The following is a 23,979-nucleotide window of genomic DNA, read 5'->3' on the forward strand; positions in this document are numbered from 1 at the left end:
GCGCGGCGGATTATTTTCCGCTTATTTGCCATTAACTGAACACACGTCGGGCATGAATACCGAGTCCGGTTGCCACGCTCGCGAGACGGTCGCCGAATACCGCCTCTCCGTCGGGAAATGCCGCCGCTAACGCGCCCGACAGGAACGCAAGCCCGGTCGAGCCGCCGGTGAAGTAGACCGCATCGACGTCGCGCGGCGCGACGCCCGCCGCCTGCACCGTATCGCGCGCCGCCTGCACGATGCGCCGCGTTTCGTCCTCGCCGGCCTGGATCAGCTGCGCTTCGTCGAACGCGAGACGCAGATCCTCTTCCACTTCATCGAGATCGATCACGGTTTCGCCGCCCGCCGCGACGCCGATCTTCGCTTCCTCCGCGTGCGCGGCGAGCGCATGTCCGAAACGCTGCTCGACCACGCGCATCAACCGGTCGTGGTGCTTCGCCTCGACAAAAAGGTGCCGCATCAGCGCGAGTTCGCTGACACGCTTCGGCGTATAGACCGTATTAATCAGATGCCAGGTCGCGAGATCGAAATAGATCCGGTTCGGGATTTCGCGCCCCTGCGAATCGAGCGACTGGTAGCCGAGTTCGCGCAGGATGGTCGCGAGTTCGACGCGGCGGTCGAAGTCCGTCCCCGCGACGTGCACACCGTGGTGCGCCAGCACATCGTCCTTGCGCTCGACCCGCTTCATCCGGTCGGGCCCCACCCGCACCAGCGAAAAATCCGACGTACCGCCGCCGATATCCGCCACCAGCACGAGCCCTTCCTTCGTCAGATGCGATTCGTAGTCGAACGCGGCCGCGATCGGTTCATACTGAAAATGGATCTCGCGCAGACCGACGGTGCGCGCGGCGGCTTCGAGCTGCTGCTGCGCCATCTGGTCGGCGCGCGGGTCGTCGTCGACGAAAAACACCGGGCGCCCCAGCACCGCGCGTTCTATCGCCCCGCCCGCACTACTCTCGGCCGAACGCTTCAGATGGCTGAGGAAGGTCGCGATCACGTCCGTGTATTTGATCGCGCTGCCATCGCCGAGGTCGGTGGTGTTCTCGGCGAGCGGCGAGCCGAGAATGCTCTTCATCGAGCGCATCAGACGGCCGTCGAAGCCGTCGATATAGGCCGCCAGCGCCGCGCGCCCGAACTCGCTGGTGTCTTCGTCGGTGTTGAAAAAGACGGCGGTGGGCAGCGTCGTGTACGCACCTTCGACTGGCGCCAGCCGGAGCTGGGCGCCGTCCGGAATCGCGACGGCCGAGTTGGAGGTACCGAAATCAATCGCGCAATAGTTCATGGCAGGAATCGCCGCTCACGGCTGGCGCGGACAGAAAGGGGAGCGGCTTTGTAACACGAAAACTCGGCCAGCATCAACTGACGTCGCGGCAACGACGCGACATCACCTGATTCGCGCGAATTCGTATGACGGAACGAAGATTGCTGGCTCGCAACGGAATACGCCGCCCGGATTTCGCACAGGAGACCTCGAGCAATGAGCGCGCCGCCCACCGACGCCGTCCACAACAAGCCCGCCGCGCTCATCGAAACGGATCTGCCTTCGCGCCTCGACCGTCTGCCTTGGGGCCGCTTCCACACGCTGATCGTAATCGCGCTGGGCGTCACCTGGCTGCTCGACGGGCTCGAAGTGACGCTGGCCGGCGCGGTCGCGAGCGCACTGAAAACCAGCCCGGCGCTGCGCTTCACCAATGCCGACGTCGGCCTCGCGGGCAGCGCGTACATTGCCGGCGCGGTGCTGGGCGCGCTCGGCTTCGGCTGGCTCACCGACCGGCTCGGCCGCCGCAAGCTGTTTTTCATCACGCTCACGCTGTATCTGGCCGCTACCGCGGCGACCGCGCTGTCGTGGAATCTCGCGAGCTTCATGCTGTTCCGCTTTCTGACCGGCGCGGGCATCGGCGGCGAATACACGGCGATCAACTCGACGATCCAGGAGTTCACGCCGGCGCGCGTGCGCGGCTGGACCGACCTCGGCATTAACGGCACGTTCTGGGTGGGCGCCGGACTCGGCGCGGCCGGCTCGCTGGTGCTGCTCGACCCGCATCTGCTGCCCGGCGACTGGGGCTGGCGCGCGTGCTTCTTCATCGGCGCGGTGCTCGCGCTCGCGATCCTGCCGATGCGCATCTGGGTGCCCGAAAGCCCGCGGTGGCTGCTTACGCACGGCGACGAACGCGACGCGCGCGAGATCGTCGAGAGTATCGAAACGCGTTTTCGCCACGAAGGCCACACGCTCAGCGACGACGGCCTGATGCGGCTGCGGCTGCGCGCGCGTCACCATACGCCGCTGCGCGAGGTGTTCCACGTGCTGTTCAACGTACACCGGCGGCGCGCGCTCGTGGGCCTGACGCTGATGACCGCGCAGGCGTTCTTCTACAACGCGATCTTTTTCACCTACGCGCTGGTGCTCACCGATTTCTATCACGTGCCGGGCGGGGACATCGGCTGGTATCTGCTGCCGTTCGCGCTTGGCAATTTTCTCGGGCCGCTCGTGCTTGGCCGGCTGTTCGACGTGATCGGACGCCGCAAGATGATCGCGGCAACCTATGGGATATCGGCGCTACTGCTGACGCTATCGGGCTACCTGTTCGAGCAGCAACTGCTCACCGTCGTCACGCAGACGGTCGCGTGGATGGTGATTTTCTTCTTCGCGTCGGCGGCCGCCAGCTCCGCGTATCTGACGGTGAGCGAATCGTTTCCGCTCGAAATCCGCGCGCTCGCGATCGCCGTTTTCTATGCGTTCGGCACCGCGCTCGGCGGCATCATCGGACCGGCGTTTTTCGGCAGGCTGATCGACACGCATCAGCGCAGCGAAGTGTTTTCGGGCTATCTGGTCGGATCGGCGCTGATGCTCGCGGCCGCTGTCGTCGCGGCGATCTGGGGCGTCGACGCAGAGCGCAAGTCGCTCGAACATGTGGCGGCGCCGCTGTCGAGCGTGGCGGACGCGGAAAGCGGCACCGAATAAAAAACGCGCGGACCGTGCCGCGCGTTTTGCGTTTTTCTTTTTGCGGCGCGATGCGATATAGCGCAAACGCCGCGCGCCAGCCGCCTAGAACGCCTTCTTCCACGCTCCGCTGTAGGCCATGTCGGCCAGCGCCAGACGCTGCCGCGGCGCCTTCTCGCGTTCGCGCAGCACCGGGTCCAGCTTGTCGACGTCGCCGTAGTGGCCGAGCGAGATCATCGCGATCGGTTCGACGTCGGCCGGCAATTCGAATCCCGTGCGGAACGCGTTCACGTCGAAACCGCTCATCTGATGCGCGGCCAGCCCGAGCGCATGCGCCTGCAGCACCAGCGACATCGCCGCGGCGCCCGCATCGTACTGCGCGCAGCGATTGATGTCGCCCTTGTTCGTCAGCGTGTGCGTGGTCACCGCGATCAGCACCGGTGCGGGCGCATTCCAGGCCTGATTGAACGGCACCAGCGTGGCAAATGCCTTCTTGAACGCCACTTCGTCGGCGCTGCGATCGAACACCATGAAACGCCACGGCTGCGCATTGTACGAAGACGGCGCCCAGCGCGCCGCTTCCAGCACAGCACGCAGTTGCTCGCGGCTCACCGGCTCGCTCGAATACGCGCGCGGGCTCCAGCGTCCTGCGATCAATTCGTGAATGGCAACTTCGGTAGAGGCGGGTTTGTTGGTCATGCGTTTCTCTCGGTGAAAGTCATGATCGCCGGGCGGCCGCCCGGGGTCACATAGCATAACGGGCTTCGGCGCATGCTCCAAGCCAGGGCGCGGAGCGATGCGTACTCGCCGCGCAAAAGCGGACGGCCCCGTCGAGGGGCCGTCCGTTTGTACATTTCCGTCGACGCTGGAGCGTCGCGGAGAGGGGCTTAAATCAGGAGATTAAACTCGCGAACTCAAATCGCCTGCGGCGTCGGCACCTTCGCAGGTCGGTTGATGCGCAGCACGATCATCGCGGCGACGAGGCACAGCCCGCCGGAAATCATCGACGCCACCGTGTAAGTGCCGAGGCTCGCGCGCAGCATGCCCGCGCCCAGCGCCGCGAACGCCGCGCCGAGCTGGTGGCCGGCCACGACCCAGCCGAACACCACGGGCGCCGACTCCTTGCCGTAGACATCGGTCGCGAGACGCACGGTCGGCGGCACGGTGGCGATCCAGTCGAGCCCGTAGAACACCGCGAACAGCGGCAGCCCGAAGAAGTCGATACCGAACGCGTGCGGCAGATACATCAACGACAAGCCACGCAGCCCGTAGTACCAGAACAGCAGCACGCGGCTATTGAAGCGGTCCGACAGCCAGCCCGACAACGTCGTGCCGAACAGGTCGAACACGCCCATTGCGGCGAGCAGCGACGCGCCCTGCACTTCGGTCATTCCGTAGTCGCCGCACATTGCGATCAGGTGCGTACCGACGTAGCCGTTGGTGCTCGCGCCGCAGATGAAGAAACTGAAGAACAGCAGCCAGAAATCGCGCGTCTTGCTCGCCATCGCCAGCGTGCCGAACGCGATCGCGAGCGGGTTCTGCTTCGTGACGGTCGCGGCGATCGGCGCGTCGTGCGGCTCGCCGTACGGGCGCAGCTTCATGTCGGCCGGACGCTCGGGCAGCAGGAACGCGACGAGCGGAATCACAACGGCAGCCGCGAGTGCGACGACCCACACGACCTGGCGCCAGCCGTAATGCTCGGCGATGGCGGCCAGCATCGGCAGGAACACGAGCTGACCGGTGGCCGAACTGGCGGTGAGGATACCCATCACGAGACCGCGCCGCGTGGTGAACCAGCGCGTGACGACAGTCGCCGACAGCGACAGCGCCGCGACGCCGGTGGATCCGCCGACCATCACGCCCCAGATCAGCACCATTTGCCACGGATGCGTCATCAGCGACGACAGCGCGACGCCCGCGGCCATCGTTCCGAGCGCGACGAGCAACGTTGGACGCACGCCGAAGCGCTGCATCGCCGCGGCCGCGAACGGCCCCATCAGCCCGTACAACGCGATGTTTACGGAGATCGCCAGCGAAATCGTCGCGCGGCTCCAGCCGAATTGATGTTCGAGCGGCACCATCATCACGCTCGGCGTCGCGCGCGTGCCGGCCGCGGCGAGCAACGCCAGGAACACCACGGCGACGGTCAACCAGCCGTAGTGGAAACGTCCGCCAATCAGTTTCGCAGCCCAGTTCATCGGTTCTCCCATCGACGCGGCCTGTCTTGGCCACGTCGTTCGTATTATTACGACTTCGGTAAAAGAGTTTGTGACAGATCGGTCACAATAGTGTTGCGATCTTAGTGACCGCTCGGTAACATGTCAAGGCGTTAATTTTCAATTCGGGTGACCTCCATGTCCGACAGCGAAACCCTCAAACCCGCCCGCCCCCGCCGCGCACGCAGCGCCCAGACGGCTGGACCGGAGGCGCAGCAGCATCTGCTGCGCGCCGCGAGCGAACTGTTCTATCGCGAAGGGGTGCGCAGCGTCGGTGTCGATGCGGTGGTCGAGCGCGCCGGTGTCAACAAGATGAGCCTGTACCGGCAGTTTTCGTCGAAAGACGAACTCGTGATGGCTTATCTCGAGCGGCAGGACGAACGGTTCTTCCGCTACATCGAGGCGAGCTTTGCGAAGCACCCGGGTGAGCCGGCAAAGCAGCTCCAGCAATGTTTCGACGACCTCGCGATACGCGCATCGGTCGACGATTACCGTGGCTGCCCTTTCGTGAACGTATCGGTCGAGTTCGCGGACACCGCGCATCCGGCGCGGCAGTTCGTGTTTCGCAACAAGCAACGCTTGATGGCGCGGCTGCTGGATCTGTCGACAGAGGCTAACGCCGACGACCCCGAAGCGCTCGCCAATGCGCTAGGTTTGCTGATCGAGGGTATCTACACGGCGAGCCAGACTTACGGGCCGGGATGCGGGCCAATTGCGGCCGCGCCGAAGGTGGCCGCGCAGTTGATTGCCGCGGCGTGCGGCGCGAAGCGGGACAGCTGAGCCGGCTTCGGGCTCAGCGATTGAGCCTGCCGCGCCGCATCATCCCCCGCGCCCGCCGGTCCACGCCGATCCGCGCCGTTAAAATGACGCCTTTCCCCGCTGCGTCCGCCCACCATGCCGTTGCCCGCTGAATCCCACGATGCCGTTATCGCCGCGACCCGTCACTGGCTGACGGAAGCCGTGATCGGACTGAACCTGTGCCCGTTCGCGAAAGCGGTGTACGTGAAGGAGCAGATTCGCTACGCGGTCAGCGACGCCGACAACCTCGAAGCGGTGCTGACCGATCTCGAAGCCGAGTTGCAGTCGCTCGTCGCGGCCGAGCCGGCTCGCGTCGATACCACGCTGTTGATCCTGCCGCGCGCGCTCGGCGACTTCCTCGACTTCAACGATTGCCTGTATTTCGCCGACCGGCTCATCAAACAATTGCGGCTCGAAGGGATCATCCAGATCGCGAGCTTTCATCCGCATTACCAGTTCGAAGACAGCGAGCCCGAAGACATCGAAAACTATACGAATCGCGCGCCCTATCCGATCTTGCATCTGCTGCGCGAGGACAGCATCGAGCGGGCAGTGCAAGCCTTTCCGGACGCGGAAGAGATTTACGAGCACAACCAACTGACGTTGCGGCGCATCGGCCTCGCCGGCTGGAACGAGTTGATGAAGCGGTGAAATGTGTGACCGTGGCGGCGCTCAGGCTTGCCGCCACGGTTGTCCGGAATGGCACCGCACCGCACGGCAACGCTTGATCACGAGCCGCGAAGTAGCCGGCGGGGAAAGCACCGAATACCCGAAAAAGAACCCGAAGAACCGTGTCTCAAGCCGGCGCAAAGAAACGTTCTTTCAACGTATCGAGCCCCAGCGTATCAAGCACTTCGCCGAGCCGCTCGGTCGGCCGGCGCCGCGGCAGATCCTTGTACTGCGCGATGATCAGCTCGTTTTTCATCGAGTGTTCCCAGCCGACCAACTCGGTCACATTGACCTGATACCCATGCGCTTCGAGCTGCAGACAGCGCAACACGTTGGTGATCTGGCTGCCGAATTCGCGCGTATGCAGCGGATGCCGCCAGATTTCCGTCAGCGCATTCTTCAGCGCCTTACCCTTGTTCTGCCGCAACACGCCCGCGACCTCGGCCTGGCAGCACGGCACGACGACGATGTACTTCGCATGCTTTTCGAGCGCGAAGCGGATCGCGTCGTCGGTGGCGGTGTTGCACGCGTGCAGCGCGGTGACGATGTCGATCTGCTCAGGCAAGCGCGTCGACGAGATCGACTCCGCGACCGACAGATTCAGAAACGACATCCCCTTGAAACCGAGCCGCGCGGCCAGCTCTTCGGACTTCGTCACCAGTTCTTCGCGCGTTTCAATGCCGTAAATGTGCGAAGCCCCACTAGCGGCGTCCTGAAACTCCTTGAAAAACAGGTCGTACAGGATAAAACCGAGGTATGACTTGCCGGCGCCGTGATCGACGAGCGTAAGCGACCCCTGTGCGTCCTTCAGGTCCTTGAGCAGCGGTTCGATGAACTGGAACAGGTGATAGACCTGCTTCAGCTTGCGGCGGCTGTCCTGGTTCATCTTGCCGTCGCGAGTGAGGATATGGAGCTCCTTCAGCAGCTCGACGGACTGGCTGGGACGGATTTCGTGGGTTTTGCCGGACATCGTGTGAACCGCCATCGATTGCAACGCGAACGTGCGACAGATGACGGAAAAAGAGAAAAGTTGCTGCCAGTTTACCCAAAGTGCGGCACTCCCAGCGAGCTGGCCGCTCAGATCAAGCGAGACAATCGGTCGACCTGGAACGCGTCCTGCTCGACAATGCAGCGCACAAAAACGCTTCAGGCCTGACCAAAAACCGCTTGCACACCCGCTGGGCCCGCGGGTGCAAGCCGTGTCGCCTGGAAAAGGACGCTGTCCAGCCATCGGGCGGACAAGCGAGCCGGATGCATGTGGGGAGGGCGGTCCCGGAACAGGGGTCGAACATTACTGACCAGCAGCGCGCCGGCTTCGCAGCGGCACGCGGGCTTGGATGATAGAAGAGGCGGCAATGGATACGGTACCTAACGGAAACGTCGAACAGAAATTTCAGGAAATGCTGGCGAAGCTCATCGCGACGCCGGCATGGACGGAGAAGCAGCAGCTCGAACTGGAGATGGCGCGAGACATCTCGACGGAGATGCTGCGGCTCGCCGAAGTAATGCGCGACGGCAGCGTCGACCTCGAAACCTGCCTGACGATGCTCAAATACGCGAAGGTGCTCGACTTCATCATGACGACGCTCGCGTCGCGACGCGATATCAAGCCGCAAACGCTGCGGGTCATCTTCAAGCTCGCCGGGCTGAAAGTCGACGAAGCCTATCCGGGCTAGTATCGCCAGGCCGTGCCATCACCTCGTTGCGATCCGCGAGCGGCGTTGCGCCGCTCGCCACGCAAAGCCTCGCTTCCCTCCCTTCGCCACGACGGCCTCTCACGCGCGCGGCGCCTCCGCCGGCGGTGTGCCTTCGTGAAATAGCGTCTTCAGTTGCGCGCGCAGTTCCGGCGAATCCGTGTGCTTGTGAACACTGACCGCGTGCTGGACGGCGGCTTCGAGCAACTCGTCGGTGCTGTCGGCGGACAGCGCGACAGTGCAGTTCATTTCGCTTGGAAACTCGCGACAGTCGATGTACTTGCGGCTCATGACAACCTCCTTGATCGGGACGATCGGCCTGTCCATCGATTCGACACGCACGCGGCACGCGGGCTGCCGTGGCACGGCGGCGATGCGTGGTCACGCATGCGTCGGGCGGGCAACGAGGGTGGTTTGAATGCGGGGAGTGACGCGAACGGCGTCCGACGGAAGGTGTTTGAAAAGTATAGGTCGCGTGGGTGGGGAGCGAAGCGGCTCGCGCGAGTGTGAGGACAACTGGGGGGACTGAATCCTGTCTTTTTCGGCCTGGGGCCCTGGGGCCCTGGGGGCTTGGGGCTTGGGGCTTGGGGCTTGGGGCTTGGGGCTTGGGGCTCGGGGCTCGGGGCTCGGGGCTCGGGGCTCGGGGCTCGGAGCTCGGGGCTCGGGGCGGCCTGGCCGCTCAGTCTCGGTCTGGTCTCAGCGTTGGCGTAGGCGTGCGTATTGCTCTTGGCGCCGGCCGGTGACCTACTGCACACAATCCGTATGCGGCCAGCTTGCCGCGCTATCGGCGAGACCCTCTCTCCGCATCCGCCGACCGTTTGCCCCGCCTTCGCCCGACGTTTGCCCCTCACCCCGCGCAATGTGACAATAACGCCCTTCGCACCGCCAGCCTATTTGGCCGGCCGGCGCGCCGCCTTCCCCTCCCGCTTACCCGCCGAACCGCATGCCATCCTCGCTCGATTCCGCCCGCGTCGCCGTGATCGGCGGCGGCCCCACCGGTCTGATGGCCGCCGAGACGCTCGCCCGGCGCGGCGTGCAAGTCCATGTGTATGACGCAATGCCGTCCGTCGGCCGCAAATTCCTGATGGCCGGTAAGGGCGGCATGAACATCACGCATTCGGAGCCGCTCGAACCGTTCCTCGGCCGTTATGGCGCGCGTCGCGAGCGGATCGCACCGCTGCTCGATGCGTTCGGCCCCGACGCGTTGCGCGCATGGCTGGACGAGCTGGGCATCGAGACATTCGTCGGCAGTTCCGGGCGAGTCTTTCCGTCCGACATGAAGGCCGCGCCGATGCTGCGCGCGTGGCTGCATCGGCTGCGCGAAGCGGGTGTGCATTTCCATATGCGTCACAAGTGGAGCGGCTGGGCACCGGCTGCCAGCGATACCGCCGCGCATCGGCTTCGCTTCGACACCCCCGATGGCGAGCAGGTGGCGGACTGCGACGCGGTGGTCTTTGCACTTGGCGGCGCCAGTTGGCCACGCCTCGGCTCCGACGCCGCGTGGGTCCCACTGATGACCGCGCGCAACGTGCCGGTAGCGCCGCTACGGCCCTCGAACTGCGGCTTCGACGCGGACTGGAGCCCCTACCTGCGTGCGCGTTTCGCGGGTCAACCGCTCAAGCCTGTGGCGATCACGCTGGCCGATGTAGACGAAAAAGTCCACAATCGACAAGGTGAAGCACTTCTGACCGAAACAGGCCTCGAAGGGAGTCTGATCTACGCGTTATCGGCGCCGATTCGCGAGCGAATTCTGGCCGACGGCGACGTCACGATCTCGCTGGATCTGGCGCCAGGCTTGCCGTTGGAGCGAGTCATCGACGAAGTGACGCGGCCGCGGGGCTCACGGTCGATGTCGAGTCATCTGCATGGGCGAATCGGCATCAACGGGGTCAAGCTGGCGCTATTGCACGAGATTTTGCCGAAGGAAGCGTTCACCGATGCCCCCCGCTTAGCGAACGCGATCAAGGCATTGCCGGTGCGGCTGCTGCGCCCTCGCCCGATCGACGAAGCGATCAGCACCGCCGGCGGCATTCCGTTCGAGGCGCTGGACGGCAATCTGATGATCGAACAAATGCCGGGAGCCTTCTGCGCGGGCGAGATGCTCGACTGGGAGGCGCCGACTGGCGGCTATCTGTTGACTGCGTGTTTTGCCAGCGGAATGGTGGCCGGCCGTGGAGTCTGCGTGTATTTGGAAACGCGCGACGCTCAAGCGTGACACAAGGGCGCGACGCCAGCGCGTGATAACACCGGTCGATACCACCGTAGCAATGCGCGATACGACTGCGTGACACGCGCCGCGCAACGCAGAGTGCGGTTATGTTGCCGCCGCGCTTCCGCGCGGCTTCTGCACGTTTACCGCGCTCACCGCGCCTTCAACCGCCACAACGACGTAATCTCGGCCGCCCTCGCCGCATACAGCGGATCGCTTTTATCAGCCGCCTTCGGATGCCGCGGACGAATATCCTCGCGCCCCGCCACCGTCAGCCGCGCATTGTCGATCGCGGCAAGCAGCCACTCGCGCGTGCGCAAACCCAAGTGCTCGGCCAGATCCGAGATGATCAGCCAGCCCTCGCCGTCCGGCGTCAGATGATCGGCAAGGCCGTTCAGGAAACCGAGCAGCATCCGGCTGTCCGGATCGTAGACCGCGTATTCGAGCGGCGACGCGGGGCGCGCCGGCACCCACGGCGGATTACAGACGACGAGCGGAGCCCGCCCGTCGGGAAACAGATCGGCCTGCACCACTTCGACCTGCTGCGCGTAGCCGAGCCGCGCGAGGTTCTCCCGTGCGCACGCGAGTGCACGCGGATCCTGATCGGTCGCGACAATCTGCTTCACACCGCGTTTGGCGAGCAGCGCAGCCAGCACACCGGTACCGGTGCCTATATCGAACGCTCTGTCGAGTGAAGGCAACGGCGTGCGCGCGACGAGATCCACATACTCGCCGCGCACCGGCGAAAACACGCCGTAATGCGGATGGATGCGCTCGCCGAGCGCCGGAATCTCGACGCCCTTCTTGCGCCATTCGTGCGCGCCGATCAGCCCCAGCAGTTCGCGCAGCGACACGACCAACGCGTCACCAGTGGCAGCCCCATAGGCTTCGGTGCAAGCCTCGCGCACGTCGGGCGCGCGGCGCAGCGTAATGCCGTAGTCCGCATCGAGCGGAATCAGGATCATGCCGAGCGTGCGCGCGCGCTGCGATTGCGCCTGCCGATGCAGGTTGAACGCGTCGACCGGGGTCGCGCCCGTTTTGCGCGGCTTGCGTTCGAGCCGGCGCGTCACCGCCAGCAACAGTTGACGCGCGTTCTGGAAGTCACCCTTCCACAGAAGTGCGGTGCCTTCGCAGGCGAGACGGTAGGCGGAATCGGCGGTGGTGCGGTCATCGGCGACGACGACGCGTTTCGGCGGCGGCACAGCCGCTTCGGAGCGCCAGCGCGCGGTGCGCGGGCCGTCGGCTTCGGGCCAGGTGAGAGTTGCGGGGCTGGTCATGATCAAAGGAGTCGATGTTGCGTCGCCGGTGACACGGGCCGCGGTGGCGGCCCGAAACGTTCGCTAGCCCGATGGGCAGAGCGGGCGACGCTCGAATGGTACCGCACCGGCCCCGCTGGATTGATGGCGAAACATACCCCGGCGAGGAACCTGATGATAGACAGCGACCATACCGATTCCGGACAAATAAGTCCAAAAAAGACAAGGTGAAAGAGATAGCGTGATTTTTGAGCCATTCGGGCTCTCACCCATGAGAAATGAGAACTCTAAATTCAAGACCTAAAAAATCGGGATTGAGTTGAAATGGACAAATTTGTCCACAACAGACAAGGTGAAATAGATAGCGTGATTTTTGATCCATCGTGATACTCACCTCGCCTGGGTGAGCCCGCCCAGCAAGGGTTTCGCACCGATCACCGATGCCTCATCACCTCGCAAAAAAGAAAAAAGCGCCGTCGAATCCGACGGCGCTTTTCACTTTTCAATGCGCTGATCTGTTCCAGTCGACACAGATACTCACGCTGGCGGATGCGCATCCGCCGGCGCGAGACCAATCAGCCCGTCAGTACCGAGTTATACGTGGTACCCGCAACGACCACGTTCTTCAGCGTGATGCCGTTGGTGTTGACCACGAACAGCGGCCCCGGCACGGTCGAGGATGCCGGGCCCGCGCAAACCGGCGTACCCAGGTTGCAGTCCGAGATCGTCACGCCGGTGATCGGCGAGACCGTCGGCACCGGCAGCGGACCGTTGTAGTCCGCGGCCACGGGTCCCTGCGCGACGAGCGCCTGGAAGCACGAGTTCGCGCCGGCGGTGAAGCCCGACGTCATCGCGTACGTGACGCTGCCCGACACATTGGTCGCGTTCACGTTCGAGATGTTGACGTTGTTGATCGTCGCCGGATTCCAGCGCACCGCGTCGCCCGACGGGCTGTAGTCGCAGTCGAACGTGATCAGGCCGCCCTGGCCCGTCGACGGGTTGCTGACGAGACCGACCGTGCCCGTGCCCGGGACCGAACCCGGGATGCCTGCGCCCAGCGCGCCGCCGCCGAATTTGCCCGCGAGGTTCACGCCATTCGGCAGCGTCACGCCGTTGATCCACACGTTGTTGATGAAGCCACCGCGATTCATGTTGGTCTTGAAGCGCAGCGCGATGTTCAGCGGGTTGCTCGCCCAATTGGCGTTCTGCATCGTCAGGTTGCGGGCGTAGACGTTCTGCACGCCCGCGCTCATTTCGCTGCCGATCGTCAGACCGCCGTGGCCGCTTTGCATCGTGCAGTTCTGCACGACGATGTTCTGCATCGGACCGTATTCGGTGTCGAGGCACTTGCCGGACTTGATCGCGATGCAATCGTCGCCGGTGTTGAACTGGACGTTCTGCACCAGCACCGCGTTGCACGCGTCCGGGTCGAAGCCGTCGTTGTTCGGGCCGACGCTGTCGGCGAACACGCCGTCGATCACGACGTTCGAGCAGCCAGTCGGATGGTGCTGCCAGAACGGCGTGTTCTGCGTGTGGTAGTTCTGCAGCAGCACGTTCGTGCAACCGATGAACTCAACCATGCACGGACGCAGATAGTGTCCGTTGCCGAACACGCGGTTCAGGACCGGCACGCCCAGCTCCGACAGCGCCGGCAGGTAGTTCTGATCCTGATTCCAGCCCGTTACAGTGAGCAGCGTCATCAGCGTCGTCGTCACGCCATCCTGGTTCGTGAACGACAGGTTGGCCTTCGGATTCGTGATCTGCGACGCGGGCAGGCTCGTCAACACGGTGTTGTTCGGGTTGGCGAAGGCCTGCGTGGTGGTCGTCGAGCTGGTGCAGCCGTACGTGCTGCTCGATCCCTTGAAGGTCCACCAGCACGACGTCGGGGCCTGGCTGCTCTGCTGGATCGGCGTCATCGCCTGGCCGTTCAGCACGCAGGTGTTGTCGTCGGCGGTCACCGCGATGTTTTTCTGCTGATACGCGTAGATCGGCGAGCCGAAGTTCAGGCAGTCGTTGGCCTGCCAGCGCGTCCAGTACAGGTTGCCATTGGCGGTCGGATACGGACCGTTCTTCGCGTAGTCGGCCGGATTCGGGCTGAAATAGATCGTGCAGCCCGCGGTCAGGTGGAAGTTCACGTTGCTCAGCAGCACGATCGGGCCACCGCAATACCAGTTGCCGGCCGGCACGACCACGCGGCCGCCGCCGGCCTGATTCGCCGCGTGGATCGCGGCGTTGAACGCGGCACAAGCATCATACGCAGTGTCCGTGTAGTCGCACGGCACCATCACGTTCGAGCCGGGGCTTTGCAGGTCGCTGGTCGGATGTGCGGTCTGCTCCGTGCCGCCCGTCACCCAGGGGATCGGACCGCCGGGCCATGCGGTCGACTGGATCAGCGCGGCGGCCGGCAGCGGCTGCGCGCCATAGCTCGTCACCTGGAAATCGACCGACGGGAACATCGACGGCGTGATGTTGGCGAGCTTGTTGATGATCGCGGTGGCCTGACCATTCGTGCCCCAGATCGGATCGGCCGCGGCGGTGTCCGGGCCGGATGGGGTTCCTGTGCCGCCGCTACCACTCGCGGCAGGCGAATCGGTGGAACTGCCACAACCGGGCAAGCCGGCCAGCAGCCCCGCACCGGCCGTGACGCCCGCGAACGCGAGAAAGCTGCGGCGAGCCGGCGATTGCGGGCGCTGCGCGCACGCGTCGTTGGATAAACCTTCCACGTCTTTAGCCATAAAACCTTCGTCTCCTGTTGCCCTGTTGGTTGGGACTCGCCCTGCAGCGATCGCAGGTGCGGATTTCTAGGGTCATCTTGTACGACGACACATAAATTACTTTAACTAACCTTACGAAAAGTAGGCTAACTAGCGCCGTTCTCCAGGGAAAATTTTCCGTTCATCGGGGAAAATTCACGTATACGGATTTTCCCTCGTGACTATAGATATATGACATACGATAACTTAAAAAGAAAATCAATGAAGCTGCTGCTGCAAGTTGAGCGGAGTTACGCCATGAAATAGAGATGATGCCGAGCCGATCCCGTGGCATTCGGCGCCAATGGGATATTCGAAGCGCCTGGATCCAGGTTGTCTGTCCCGGTTTTAGGTTGTCTGACTAGATATCAAACGCATGAATTCCTCGGAAACATGCAACACGACTCGCATCAGCGCGTCTTTGGATTGCACTCGCGACCCGTCTTCAAACGGCAGAAAAAGAAAAACCCCGCGGACTCAGTCTCGCGGGGTTTTCCGGGTAATGCTGGGTACTACTGGAAGCTAACTGGTGCCGGTTGCAGGACTCGAACCCGCCACCTCATGATTACAAGTCAAGCGCTCTACCTGATGAGCTAAACCGGCATGAGGCCGTGATTCTACTTCATTTCACGATCTTAAGGCGAGCCCTTCCGCCACCTTTCGAGCCATCGTCATCGGGCTGCGGATTGTCCGACGCGGTGTCGGTAGCCGCGGCCGATTCGGCCGGCGATGCTTCGACCGCGCGCGGGGCCGCCGGTGGCTCGATTTCGTCCGCTGCATCCGCCCCCGAATCCTGCGCCTCGCCGCCCGCCGACTCGACCGGGAACGCCATTCCCTGGCCGTTTTCGCGCGCGTAGATCGCGAGAATATTGGCGACCGGCACCTCGATCTTGTGCGACTTGCCGGAGAAGCGCGCGTTGAACTCGATCCACTCGTTACCCATCTGCAACTGGCTGGTGGCCTCGAAGCTGATGTTCAGCACGATCTCGTTGTCGCGCACGAACTGACGCGGCACGCGTGTCTGATTGTCGACGCGGACCGCGATATGCGGTGTGTAACCGTTATCGGTGCACCACTCGTACAGCGCGCGCAGCAGATAAGGCTTCGTGGAAATCTCTTGCATCAACAGTCCTCTTGCGGGCGCGGGCGCGCATCAAACCGATGCGGCGCCCGCGCTCCTGAGCCAAACTCAACGACGCATCACCTTTTCCGAAGGCGTCAGCGCTTCGATATAAGCCGGGCGGCTGAAAATGCGCTCGGCGTACTTCATCAGCGGCGCGGCGTTCTTCGACAGTTCGATGCCGTAGTGATCGAGACGCCACAGCAGCGGCGCGATCGCGACGTCGAGCATCGAGAACTCTTCGCCGAGCATGTACTTGTTTTTCAGGAAGATCGGCGCGAGTTGCGTGAGACGATCGCGGATCGCGAGGCGCGCCTTCTCGTGATTCTTCTCGGCGGCCTTGCCCTTTTCGTTCTCGAGCGTGCCGACGTGGACGAACAGTTCCTTCTCGAAGTTGAGCAGGAACAGGCGGGCGCGGGCGCGCTGCACCGGGTCGGCCGGCATCAGCTGCGGATGCGGGAAGCGCTCGTCGATATACTCGTTGATGATGTTCGATTCGTACAGAATCAGGTCCCGTTCGACGAGGATCGGCACCTGACCATACGGATTCATCACAGCGATGTCTTCCGGCTTGTTGAACAGGTCGACGTCGCGGATCTCGAAGTCCATGCCCTTTTCGAACAACACCAGCCGGCAACGCTGGGAGAAGGGGCAAGTAGTGCCGGAATACAGAACCATCATATTTACGTTTCCTCAAAAAGCTGAAGGGCCAGCGCGTGGAAAAACCGTCCAGCTGGTTTTTCCTTGCGCCGGCCCCACGCCGTGTGGCGGCGTGATTATTTGATATGTTTCCAGTACGCGGCGTTCAGTCGCCAGGCGAAAAAGCTCAGGATACCGAGGAACAACAGCACCCACACGCCAAGCTGCCGGCGGGTTTGCTGCGTCGGTTCGGACATCCATGACAGGTACGACACGAGGTCGGCCACAGCAGAATCATAATCTACCGGCGACATCGTTCCCGGCGTCAGCTGCGTGAAACCGAGGAATTTGTGTACCGTTTCGCCGGTTTTTTCGTCGAGTTCGTCGCCGAATTTCGCCGCACGCTGCCCCTGGAGCTGCCACAGCACGTGAGGCATGCTCACGTTCTCGTACACCAGATTGTTCCAGCCGGTCGGCCGCGTATCGTCGCGATAGAAGCTGCGCAGATACGTGTACAGCCAGTCCTTGCCGCGCGCCCGCGCCTCCACCGACAGATCCGGCGGCGTCGCGCCGAACCACGCTTTCGCATCGTCCGGGCGCATCGCCACCGTCATCGTGTTGCCGATCTTGTCGGTGGTGAACAGCAGGTTGGCCTGGATTGCGCTCGGCGTAATGCCGAGATCGGTCAGCCGGTTGTAGCGCATCAGGTTCGCGCTGTGGCAATTCAGGCAGTAGTTTACAAACAATTGCGCCCCGTGCTGCAAAGAAGCGAAATTGGCCGCGTTATCCGGCGCCCGGTCGAGCGGGAAATTCTCGTCCGCGTAAGCCGGGGCGGCCAGCAATGCAAGCATCGTCGCGCCGATCAGCGCGCACATCGAAAGCAGTTTTTTCATCTTCGTGTTCTCCTGGCTCGCAATTAGTGAGGCTTGAACCGCACCCGTTCCGGCGGCTGCTTGAACTTGCCAAGCCGCGTCCAGAAAGGCATGCCGAGGAAAAACGCGAAGTAGATCAGCGCGCAGATCTGCGCGATCAGCGTCGAGGCCGGTGACGGCGGTTTCGTGCCGAGGAAGCCTAGCGTCAGAAACGCCAGCACGAAGATCCCGTAGAACACCTTGTGGAAGAACGGCCGGTAGCGGATCGACTTGACCGGCGAACGGTCGAGCCACGGCAGGAAGAACAGCGAGATCACCGCGCTGCCCATCACCACGACGCCCCAGAACTTCGACTCGGTGAACGCCATCGCGATGATCACGAGCACCGCGAGCACCGGCAGACCAAGCCGCCACTTGCCGCGTGCGCGGATCAGCGCGAGCACGCCGAGCAGCGCGATCACGATCATCAGCACGATCTTGAACGGGTCGGTGGTCGCGCGCAGCATCGCATAAAAGGCGGTGAAATACCACACTGGCGCAATTTCCGGCGGCGTCTGAAGCGGGTTAGCCGGCACGAAGTTGTTCGCTTCGAGGAAGTACCCGCCCATTTCCGGCGCGAAGAAAATGATCGCGGCGAAAATCAGCAGGAACACCGCCACGCCCATGAAGTCGTGCACCGAGTAGTACGGGTGGAACGGGATGCCGTCGAGCGGCACGCCGTCCGGGCCTTTCTTCGCCTTGATCTCGATGCCGTCCGGGTTGTTCGAGCCGACTTCATGCAGCGCCACCAGGTGCGCGATCACGAGGCCGACCAGCACCAGCGGAATCGCGATCACGTGAAACGCGAAGAAGCGGTTCAGCGTGACGTCGGAGACCACGTAGTCGCCGCGAATCCACAGCGACAGATCCGGGCCGATGAACGGAATCGCCGAGAACAGGTTCACGATCACCTGCGCGCCCCAGAACGACATCTGGCCCCACGGCAGCAGGTAGCCGAAGAACGCCTCGGCCATCAGACACAGGAAGATCAGGCAACCGAAGATCCACACCAGCTCGCGCGGCTTGCGGTACGAGCCGTACATCAGCCCACGGAACATGTGCAGATACACGACGACGAAGAACATCGACGCGCCCGTGGAGTGCATGTAGCGGATCAGCCAGCCCCACGGCACCTCGCGCATGATGTACTCGACCGACGAGAACGCGAGCGTCGCGTCGGGCTTGTAGTTCATCGTGAGGAAAATGCCGGTGACGATCTGGTTGACCAGCACCAGCAAGGCAAGCGAACCGAAGAAGTACCAGAAGTTGAAGTTCTTCGGCGCGTAGTACTCGGAAACGTGCTTCTTCCAGGTGGAAGTCATTGGGAAGCGCTGGTCGATCCAACCAGCCAGCCCGGTCGTCTCTACTTCGTGTTCGCTCGCCATTACGCTTCTCCTTTCTCGTCTTTCCCGATCACGAGGCCCGTGGCGGACGTGAACATGAAACGCGGGATATCGAGGTTTTGCGGGGCGGGTTTGTTCTTGAACACACGGCCGGCCATATCGTAGGTCGAGCCGTGGCAAGGACACAGAAAGCCGCCTGGCCAGTCATCGGGGAGATTGGCCTGTGGGCCCTCCTGAAAGCGCGGGGTCGGCGTGCAGCCCAGATGGGTACAAACGGCGACGGCGACCAGAAGATGCTTGTTCTCCGCGCGCGAACGGAATTCGTTGTTGCAGTACTCCGGCAACGGCATCGAGAAGGGATTCAGCGAGTGAGGGTCCGCTACCTGGCTATCCGCTTTCTGCACGTCGGCGAGCATCCGGTCCGTGCGGTTGATGACCCAAACCGGTTTGCCACGCCAGGCGACGGTCATCATGTCGCCGGGTTTCAGATTGCTGATATCGACATCGACCGGGGCACCCGCGGCCTTGGCTTTCTCGGATGGTGCAAACGAACTAACAAAGGGTACGACAACGGCAACTCCTCCTACGCCGCCTGCTACGGTCGTCGCTACCAGCCAGTTACGGCGGCTGCCATCGACGCGTTCATCTTCTTTGTCTCGCATCACACGCCCCACTTCTGAGTTGGATTTTTCCTTCACGTCGGTTCTACCGCCGCTAGTTTGCGCGAATGGAGTCGCCATTTACAAGGGCCGAGTGCCAAAAACCGTGCGAACCCCTTGATAACCAAGGGTTTCTCCGTACCGATCGCAAACTTTTTCGCACCTCCTTTTAAGCGTCTTCTACGCTATTCGCGCCTTTTTCTTCGTGAATGCAATTCGCAATTAAACCGGATTGGGGATATCGATAAAGAGGTGTTCGATATCGAACGATTCGGACAGATGCTTGCCCACCGCCTGCACGCCGAAGCGCTCGGTCGCATGGTGCCCCGCCGACAGGAACGCGACGCCGCTCTCGGCCGCCGTATGCATCATCGACTCGGACACCTCGCCAGTCACGTAGACGTCGGCGCCAGCCGCGATCGCCGAATCGAACATGCCTTGCGCGGCGCCCGTGCACCAGCCGATGCGGCGCAGTTCGCTATCCGGATCGCCGAACACGAGCGGCGTGCGGCCGAGCGTCTGCTCGATCTCCGCCGTCAGGTGCGACAGCGTGATCGGCATCGGCAGCGTGGCGAGCCAGCCGAGATCGTTGTCGCCGAAGCGCGCGTCGCTGATCCAGCCCATCTTCTCGCCGATCTGCGCGTTGTTGCCGAACTCCGGGTGATCGTCGAGCGGCAGATGGTAGGCGAACAGGTTCAGGTCGTTCGCGAGCAGCAACTTCAGGCGCGCATGCTTGCGGCCGGTGATCGGCGCCGCCTCGTTGCGCCAGAAGTAGCCATGATGGACCAGCACCGCGTCGGCGCCCCAGTCGAGCGCGGCCTCCAGAAAGGCCACCGACGCGGTCACGCCGGTCGCGAGCTTGTTGACCCGACGACGCCCTTCGACCTGTAATCCATTGGGGCAGTAGTCCTTGAACCGGGCGATTTCGAGAAGGTTGTTCAAGTACAATTCAAGTTCAATCCGATCCATATATCCCTCTAGTCTTCAGATGCTTAGACGCTTCTGGCTGTTATTTGCCCAAGCGGTGACTGTGCTGTTGGCGCTGATGTTCATCATTGCGACCCTCAAACCGCAGTGGCTGCAGCGTCAAGGGCAGTTCGGCAGGCAACTCGCCGAACCGATCGTCGCGCTGCGGGAAGTGGCGCCAGGCGTTGGCAACGGCCATGCCGAGGCGTCCTATGCGGATGCGGCGCAAAAGGCCATGCCCGCGGTCGTCAACGTGTTCTCCAGCAAGGATGGCTCGCTGCCTCCCGATCCGCGCGCGAAAGACCCGTTGTTCCGTTACTTCTTCGGCGACCGGAACAATCGCAAGCAGCAGGAGCAGCCGGCCTCGAATTTGGGCTCAGGCGTGATAGTGAGTTCGGAAGGTTACATTCTAACGAACCAGCACGTCGTGGACGGCGCCGATCAGATCGAAGTTGCGCTCGCCGACGGTCGCACCGCCAGCGCAAAGGTCATCGGTATCGACCCCGAAACCGATCTGGCGGTGCTGAAGATCAATCTGAACCATCTGCCTACCATCACGCTTGGCCGCATGGAGCAGACGCACGTCGGCGACGTCGTGCTGGCGATCGGCAATCCGTTCGGCGTCGGCCAGACCGTGACGATGGGCATCGTCAGCGCGCTCGGGCGCAACCATCTCGGCATCAATACGTTCGAAAACTTCATCCAGACCGACGCGGCGATCAACCCCGGCAATTCCGGCGGTGCGCTCGTCGACGTGAACGGCAACCTGCTCGGCATCAACACCGCGATCTACTCACGCTCGGGCGGCTCGCTCGGCATCGGCTTCGCGATTCCGGTGTCGACCGCGCGCAGCGTGCTCGAAAGCATCATCACGACCGGCTCGGTCACGCGCGGCTGGATCGGCGTCGAACCGCAGGACGTGACGCCGGAGATCGCCGAGTCGTTCGGGCTCGACCAGAAGTCGGGCGCCATCGTCGCAGGCGTGCTGAAGAGCGGTCCGGCCGACCGCGCGGGCATCAAACCCGGCGACATCCTGATCAGCGTGAACGGCCAGGAGATCACCGATACCACGCGTCTGCTGAACGTGATCGCGCAGATCAAGCCGGGTACGTCGGCGAAGGTGCATCTGGTGCGCAAGGGCCGTCAGATCGATCTCGACGTGATGATCGGCAAACGCCCGCCGCCGCCGAAGCAGGCAGAAGACGACAACGGCGGCAGCGATCAGCCGGACGATGAGGGTGGTTGATGGTTGAAAGAGCGGCGTTAGGGATGGTGAGGCTCTGAGCGGTTGAAGGTGCGCTACGCTCAGCACGCGCAGGCAGCCAACGAACGACAACAACAATCCAAACGTCCACATAACGAAAAAGGGCAGCCCATCACGGCGGCCCTTTTTCATCGACTCACGCTTTCGCGGCCCTTCCCTCGCGCCCATGCGCACGGCGCGGGCCCACGACACGAACTCAACTCGACGGCGGACTCGCCTCCTCGACCGCCACCGGCCGCTTGCCGACGAAGATCCGCGCCGCGATGATGCCGGCTTCGTACAGCACGATCAGCGGAACCGCGAGGATCAGCTGCGAAAACACGTCCGGCGGCGTCACGACAGCCGACACGATGAACGCGCCGACGATCACATACGGACGGATCTCCTTGAGCTTCTTCAGCGTGACCACGTTCATGCGCACCAGCAGCACGACGACGATCGGCACCTCGAAGGTCACGCCGAACGCAAGGAACATCGTTAGGACAAAGCTCAGGTAGTTGTCGATATCGGTCGTCATCTCCGCGCCGAGCGGCGCGTTGTAGTGCGCCATCACGCGGAAGATGGTCGGGAACACGACGAAGTACGCGAACGCCATCCCGCACAGGAACAGCGTGTAGCTGCTCGCCACCAGCGGCATGACCAGCTTCTTCTCGTGCTGATACAGCCCCGGCGCGACGAATGCCCAGATCTGATACAGCACGACCGGCAGCGCGATCACGAGCGCGACCAGCATCGTGACCTTCATCGGCACGAAGAACGAGCCGGTGACGTCGGTGACGATCATCTTGCCGTCCTTCGGCAGATTCTGCATCAGCGGACGGGCAAGCAGCCGGAAGATGTCCGGCGCCCAGTACACGAGCCCAATGAACACGACGATGACCGCAAGCCCCGCACGGATGATGCGGTCACGCAGTTCAACGAGGTGGGAAATGAAGGTCTCTTCGGCGCCTTCGTTCGGGGATTGCTGGGGGTCGCTCACACCGGCCCTCGGTTAGAGATTGTCGTTCTGATCATCAGAAAAACCGCGTCGGACGACGCAGGCTGGCGGGCGTATGCCGCGCGACGCGCGCGGCGCCCGACTGCACGCGCGTGCGGCGCAGGCTTGCACGCTTGTACCAGGTGGGCGTGGCGCTCTGCTTGACGCGCCAGTTCTTGCGTTTGGGTGCGGCGGCCGGCGTGGTGATCGGCCAGGACGTCGTGCCCGAGCTGCCGGCGTCTTCGAGCGCGCCGCCGGCGATGCTCGGCGACACCGACGTGCCGCTGTTCCACGCGTCGTTCAGCTCGTTCTCGTGCTTGCGGAGATTGTCCTGCACCGTGCTTTCGACATTGCTCGCGGCTTTCTCGAACTCGGTCTTCATCCGCTTCAGTTCGTCGAGCTCGATTTCGCGCGTGACCTCGGCCTTTACGTCGTTGATGTACCGCTGCGCGCGGCCGAATAGCGCGCCGGCCGTGCGAGCGACACGCGGCAGGCGCTCAGGCCCGAGGACGACCAGCGCGACGACGCCGATCAGCGCCATCTTGGTTAGACCGAGGTCCAGCATGAAATGGAATGTCCGTCAGTAACGCGGGAGCGGCGCGAGCGCCGTGGCTTAGCGGTAATCGTTCGAATGCGGCGTCTTTTCCTTCGCCTCGACATCCACTGCGCCATTACGCGGCAGTTCGCGCTGCTGCTGCGAATCCGCAGCCGGCGATTCTGCTTCCTTCATGCCTTCCTTGAAACCCTTCACCGCGCCGCCCAGATCGCCGCCGATATTGCGCAGCTTCTTCGTGCCGAATACCAGCGCCACGATCAACAACACGATCAACCAATGCCAAATGCTCAACGAACCCATGACTACTCTCCTTAACCCCCACACCGTATCGCGATGCGGAAAATTTCGTGCGCCTTACGGCGTAATCTGAAGCGCGGACGTTTGAATTAATGCTTCGCCCTTGCTTCGTCTCCTCTATCTCTACGTTACCGCACACGATCCCGCTTTGCTTGCGCCCCAACCGTCGGCCAACCGATGACATTCATTGTGACCGGGCGATCGCGTCGACGTTATTACAAATGCGGTAAAAGCAACGGCGGCGCTATTGTCCTCGACCAAAAAACCACGGCTTGCCCACAATATCAGGCCGCGCGTATGGCCCGCCAGGTGCACTCGCCGCTCAACCCATGCGTTGCCACGGCCGCGGCCCCGCGAGAATGTGCGCATGCAGGTGATACACCTCCTGCCCTCCGCCCGGACCGGTATTAATGACCGTGCGAAAGCCGGTCTCGCCGCCGGTGTACGCGACGCCAAGTTGCTCAGCCAGACGCGCCGTCAAGACGAGCATTCTACCAAGCAGAGGCGCGTCGCTTTCGGTGCAGTTCGACAGCGTCGCGATGTGCTTGCGCGGAATCACCAGCACGTGAGTTTCGGCCGCCGGGCGGATATCGCGGAAGGCGACGAACTCGTCGTCTTCGTAGACTTTGGTCGACGGGATTTCGCCAGCGGCGATCTTGCAGAAAAGGCAGTTCGGATCGTGACTCATCGTATTCCTGACACGGTAGGGCTG

Annotated in this window: 23 protein-coding genes and 1 tRNA gene; 6 read left to right on the forward strand and 18 right to left on the reverse strand. The window is 63.0% G+C overall.

Annotated features, from left to right (window positions below):
- Window positions 1-31: 31 nt before the first annotated feature.
- A complete protein-coding gene (locus tag L0U82_RS16305; RefSeq protein ID WP_233832292.1) occupies window positions 32-1,282 on the reverse strand; it encodes an Hsp70 family protein in 1,251 nt (416 codons plus the stop codon).
- 195 nt (window positions 1,283-1,477) lie between these two features.
- On the opposite strand from L0U82_RS16305, the gene L0U82_RS16310 reads away from it, so the two are divergent.
- On the forward strand, window positions 1,478-2,962 hold the full coding sequence (locus tag L0U82_RS16310; protein ID WP_233832293.1) for an MFS transporter: 1,485 nt from the start codon (window positions 1,478-1,480) through the stop codon (window positions 2,960-2,962).
- Between the two features lie 84 nt (window positions 2,963-3,046).
- Here L0U82_RS16310 and L0U82_RS16315 read toward each other — a convergent pair whose 3' ends face one another.
- Both L0U82_RS16315 and L0U82_RS16320 read right to left on the reverse strand, forming a co-directional pair.
- Window positions 3,047-3,640 carry a nitroreductase family protein gene (locus L0U82_RS16315; RefSeq protein ID WP_233832295.1) on the reverse strand — a complete coding sequence of 198 codons (594 nt, stop codon included), beginning with the start codon at window positions 3,638-3,640 and terminating at the stop codon, window positions 3,047-3,049.
- Between the two features lie 215 nt (window positions 3,641-3,855).
- Complete coding sequence (locus L0U82_RS16320) at window positions 3,856-5,139, reverse strand: MFS transporter (RefSeq protein WP_233832297.1); 1,284 nt, start codon at window positions 5,137-5,139, stop codon at window positions 3,856-3,858.
- 156 nt (window positions 5,140-5,295) lie between these two features.
- Here L0U82_RS16320 and L0U82_RS16325 point away from each other — a divergent pair, with 156 nt between their 5' ends.
- Both L0U82_RS16325 and L0U82_RS16330 read left to right on the forward strand, forming a co-directional pair.
- Complete coding sequence (locus L0U82_RS16325; RefSeq protein WP_233832298.1) at window positions 5,296-5,937, forward strand: TetR/AcrR family transcriptional regulator; 642 nt, start codon at window positions 5,296-5,298, stop codon at window positions 5,935-5,937.
- 114 nt (window positions 5,938-6,051) lie between these two features.
- Entirely contained in the window at window positions 6,052-6,606 is a 555-nt protein-coding gene (locus L0U82_RS16330; RefSeq protein ID WP_233832300.1) for a DUF1415 domain-containing protein, read from the forward strand.
- A 145-nt stretch (window positions 6,607-6,751) separates the two neighbouring features.
- On the opposite strand, the gene L0U82_RS16335 is transcribed toward L0U82_RS16330, so the two are convergent.
- On the reverse strand, window positions 6,752-7,594 hold the full coding sequence (locus L0U82_RS16335) for a class I SAM-dependent methyltransferase (RefSeq protein ID WP_233832302.1): 843 nt from the start codon (window positions 7,592-7,594) through the stop codon (window positions 6,752-6,754).
- A 385-nt stretch (window positions 7,595-7,979) separates the two neighbouring features.
- On the opposite strand from L0U82_RS16335, the gene L0U82_RS16340 reads away from it, so the two are divergent.
- Window positions 7,980-8,300: a DNA-binding protein gene (locus L0U82_RS16340; protein ID WP_233832304.1), complete on the forward strand. Its 321-nt coding sequence runs from the start codon at window positions 7,980-7,982 to the stop codon at window positions 8,298-8,300.
- A gap of 99 nt (window positions 8,301-8,399) precedes the next feature.
- On the opposite strand, the gene L0U82_RS16345 is transcribed toward L0U82_RS16340, so the two are convergent.
- Entirely contained in the window at window positions 8,400-8,609 is a 210-nt protein-coding gene (locus tag L0U82_RS16345; protein WP_233832306.1) for a DUF1059 domain-containing protein, read from the reverse strand.
- A gap of 652 nt (window positions 8,610-9,261) precedes the next feature.
- On the opposite strand from L0U82_RS16345, the gene L0U82_RS16350 reads away from it, so the two are divergent.
- Window positions 9,262-10,533, forward strand: coding sequence for a TIGR03862 family flavoprotein (locus L0U82_RS16350; protein WP_233832307.1), 1,272 nt, complete (start codon window positions 9,262-9,264; stop codon window positions 10,531-10,533).
- A gap of 146 nt (window positions 10,534-10,679) precedes the next feature.
- Here L0U82_RS16350 and L0U82_RS16355 read toward each other — a convergent pair whose 3' ends face one another.
- The 9 genes from L0U82_RS16355 to L0U82_RS16395 form a co-directional block, all read right to left on the reverse strand.
- Entirely contained in the window at window positions 10,680-11,804 is a 1,125-nt protein-coding gene (locus L0U82_RS16355) for a methyltransferase (RefSeq protein ID WP_233832308.1), read from the reverse strand.
- Window positions 11,805-12,358: 554 nt separating this feature from the next.
- On the reverse strand, window positions 12,359-14,518 hold the full coding sequence (locus L0U82_RS16360; protein WP_233832310.1) for a glycoside hydrolase family 28 protein: 2,160 nt from the start codon (window positions 14,516-14,518) through the stop codon (window positions 12,359-12,361).
- 545 nt (window positions 14,519-15,063) lie between these two features.
- Window positions 15,064-15,139, reverse strand: a tRNA-Thr gene (locus tag L0U82_RS16365).
- Window positions 15,140-15,158: 19 nt separating this feature from the next.
- Window positions 15,159-15,659 carry a ClpXP protease specificity-enhancing factor gene (locus L0U82_RS16370; RefSeq protein ID WP_233832311.1) on the reverse strand — a complete coding sequence of 167 codons (501 nt, stop codon included), beginning with the start codon at window positions 15,657-15,659 and terminating at the stop codon, window positions 15,159-15,161.
- A gap of 66 nt (window positions 15,660-15,725) precedes the next feature.
- Window positions 15,726-16,337: a glutathione S-transferase N-terminal domain-containing protein gene (locus L0U82_RS16375; protein ID WP_006052302.1), complete on the reverse strand. Its 612-nt coding sequence runs from the start codon at window positions 16,335-16,337 to the stop codon at window positions 15,726-15,728.
- Window positions 16,338-16,432: 95 nt separating this feature from the next.
- Window positions 16,433-17,188, reverse strand: coding sequence for a cytochrome c1 (locus L0U82_RS16380; RefSeq protein WP_233832312.1), 756 nt, complete (start codon window positions 17,186-17,188; stop codon window positions 16,433-16,435).
- Window positions 17,189-17,211: 23 nt separating this feature from the next.
- Complete coding sequence (locus L0U82_RS16385) at window positions 17,212-18,591, reverse strand: cytochrome b (protein WP_233832314.1); 1,380 nt, start codon at window positions 18,589-18,591, stop codon at window positions 17,212-17,214.
- Window positions 18,591-19,211, reverse strand: coding sequence for a ubiquinol-cytochrome c reductase iron-sulfur subunit (gene petA / locus L0U82_RS16390; protein ID WP_233833303.1), 621 nt, complete (start codon window positions 19,209-19,211; stop codon window positions 18,591-18,593). Before petA ends, L0U82_RS16385 begins: the two co-directional genes overlap by 1 nt.
- A gap of 219 nt (window positions 19,212-19,430) precedes the next feature.
- On the reverse strand, window positions 19,431-20,177 hold the full coding sequence (locus L0U82_RS16395; protein WP_233832316.1) for a Nif3-like dinuclear metal center hexameric protein: 747 nt from the start codon (window positions 20,175-20,177) through the stop codon (window positions 19,431-19,433).
- Between the two features lie 19 nt (window positions 20,178-20,196).
- On the opposite strand from L0U82_RS16395, the gene L0U82_RS16400 reads away from it, so the two are divergent.
- The gene (locus L0U82_RS16400) at window positions 20,197-21,420 is read left to right on the forward strand and encodes a Do family serine endopeptidase (protein ID WP_233832318.1); all 1,224 of its coding nucleotides are present in this window, start codon (window positions 20,197-20,199) and stop codon (window positions 21,418-21,420) included.
- 214 nt (window positions 21,421-21,634) lie between these two features.
- Here L0U82_RS16400 and tatC read toward each other — a convergent pair whose 3' ends face one another.
- The 4 genes from tatC to L0U82_RS16420 form a co-directional block, all read right to left on the reverse strand.
- Window positions 21,635-22,417, reverse strand: coding sequence for a twin-arginine translocase subunit TatC (tatC, locus tag L0U82_RS16405; RefSeq protein WP_233832319.1), 783 nt, complete (start codon window positions 22,415-22,417; stop codon window positions 21,635-21,637).
- A 34-nt stretch (window positions 22,418-22,451) separates the two neighbouring features.
- Window positions 22,452-22,979, reverse strand: coding sequence for a Sec-independent protein translocase protein TatB (gene tatB, locus L0U82_RS16410; protein WP_233832321.1), 528 nt, complete (start codon window positions 22,977-22,979; stop codon window positions 22,452-22,454).
- Window positions 22,980-23,027: 48 nt separating this feature from the next.
- Window positions 23,028-23,270 carry a Sec-independent protein translocase subunit TatA gene (tatA, locus tag L0U82_RS16415; RefSeq protein ID WP_233832322.1) on the reverse strand — a complete coding sequence of 81 codons (243 nt, stop codon included), beginning with the start codon at window positions 23,268-23,270 and terminating at the stop codon, window positions 23,028-23,030.
- Between the two features lie 319 nt (window positions 23,271-23,589).
- Window positions 23,590-23,955 carry a histidine triad nucleotide-binding protein gene (locus L0U82_RS16420; RefSeq protein ID WP_233832324.1) on the reverse strand — a complete coding sequence of 122 codons (366 nt, stop codon included), beginning with the start codon at window positions 23,953-23,955 and terminating at the stop codon, window positions 23,590-23,592.
- Window positions 23,956-23,979: the final 24 nt, after the last annotated feature.

This window comes from Paraburkholderia sp. ZP32-5 (genome assembly GCF_021390495.1).
Lineage (GTDB): Bacteria > Pseudomonadota > Gammaproteobacteria > Burkholderiales > Burkholderiaceae > Paraburkholderia.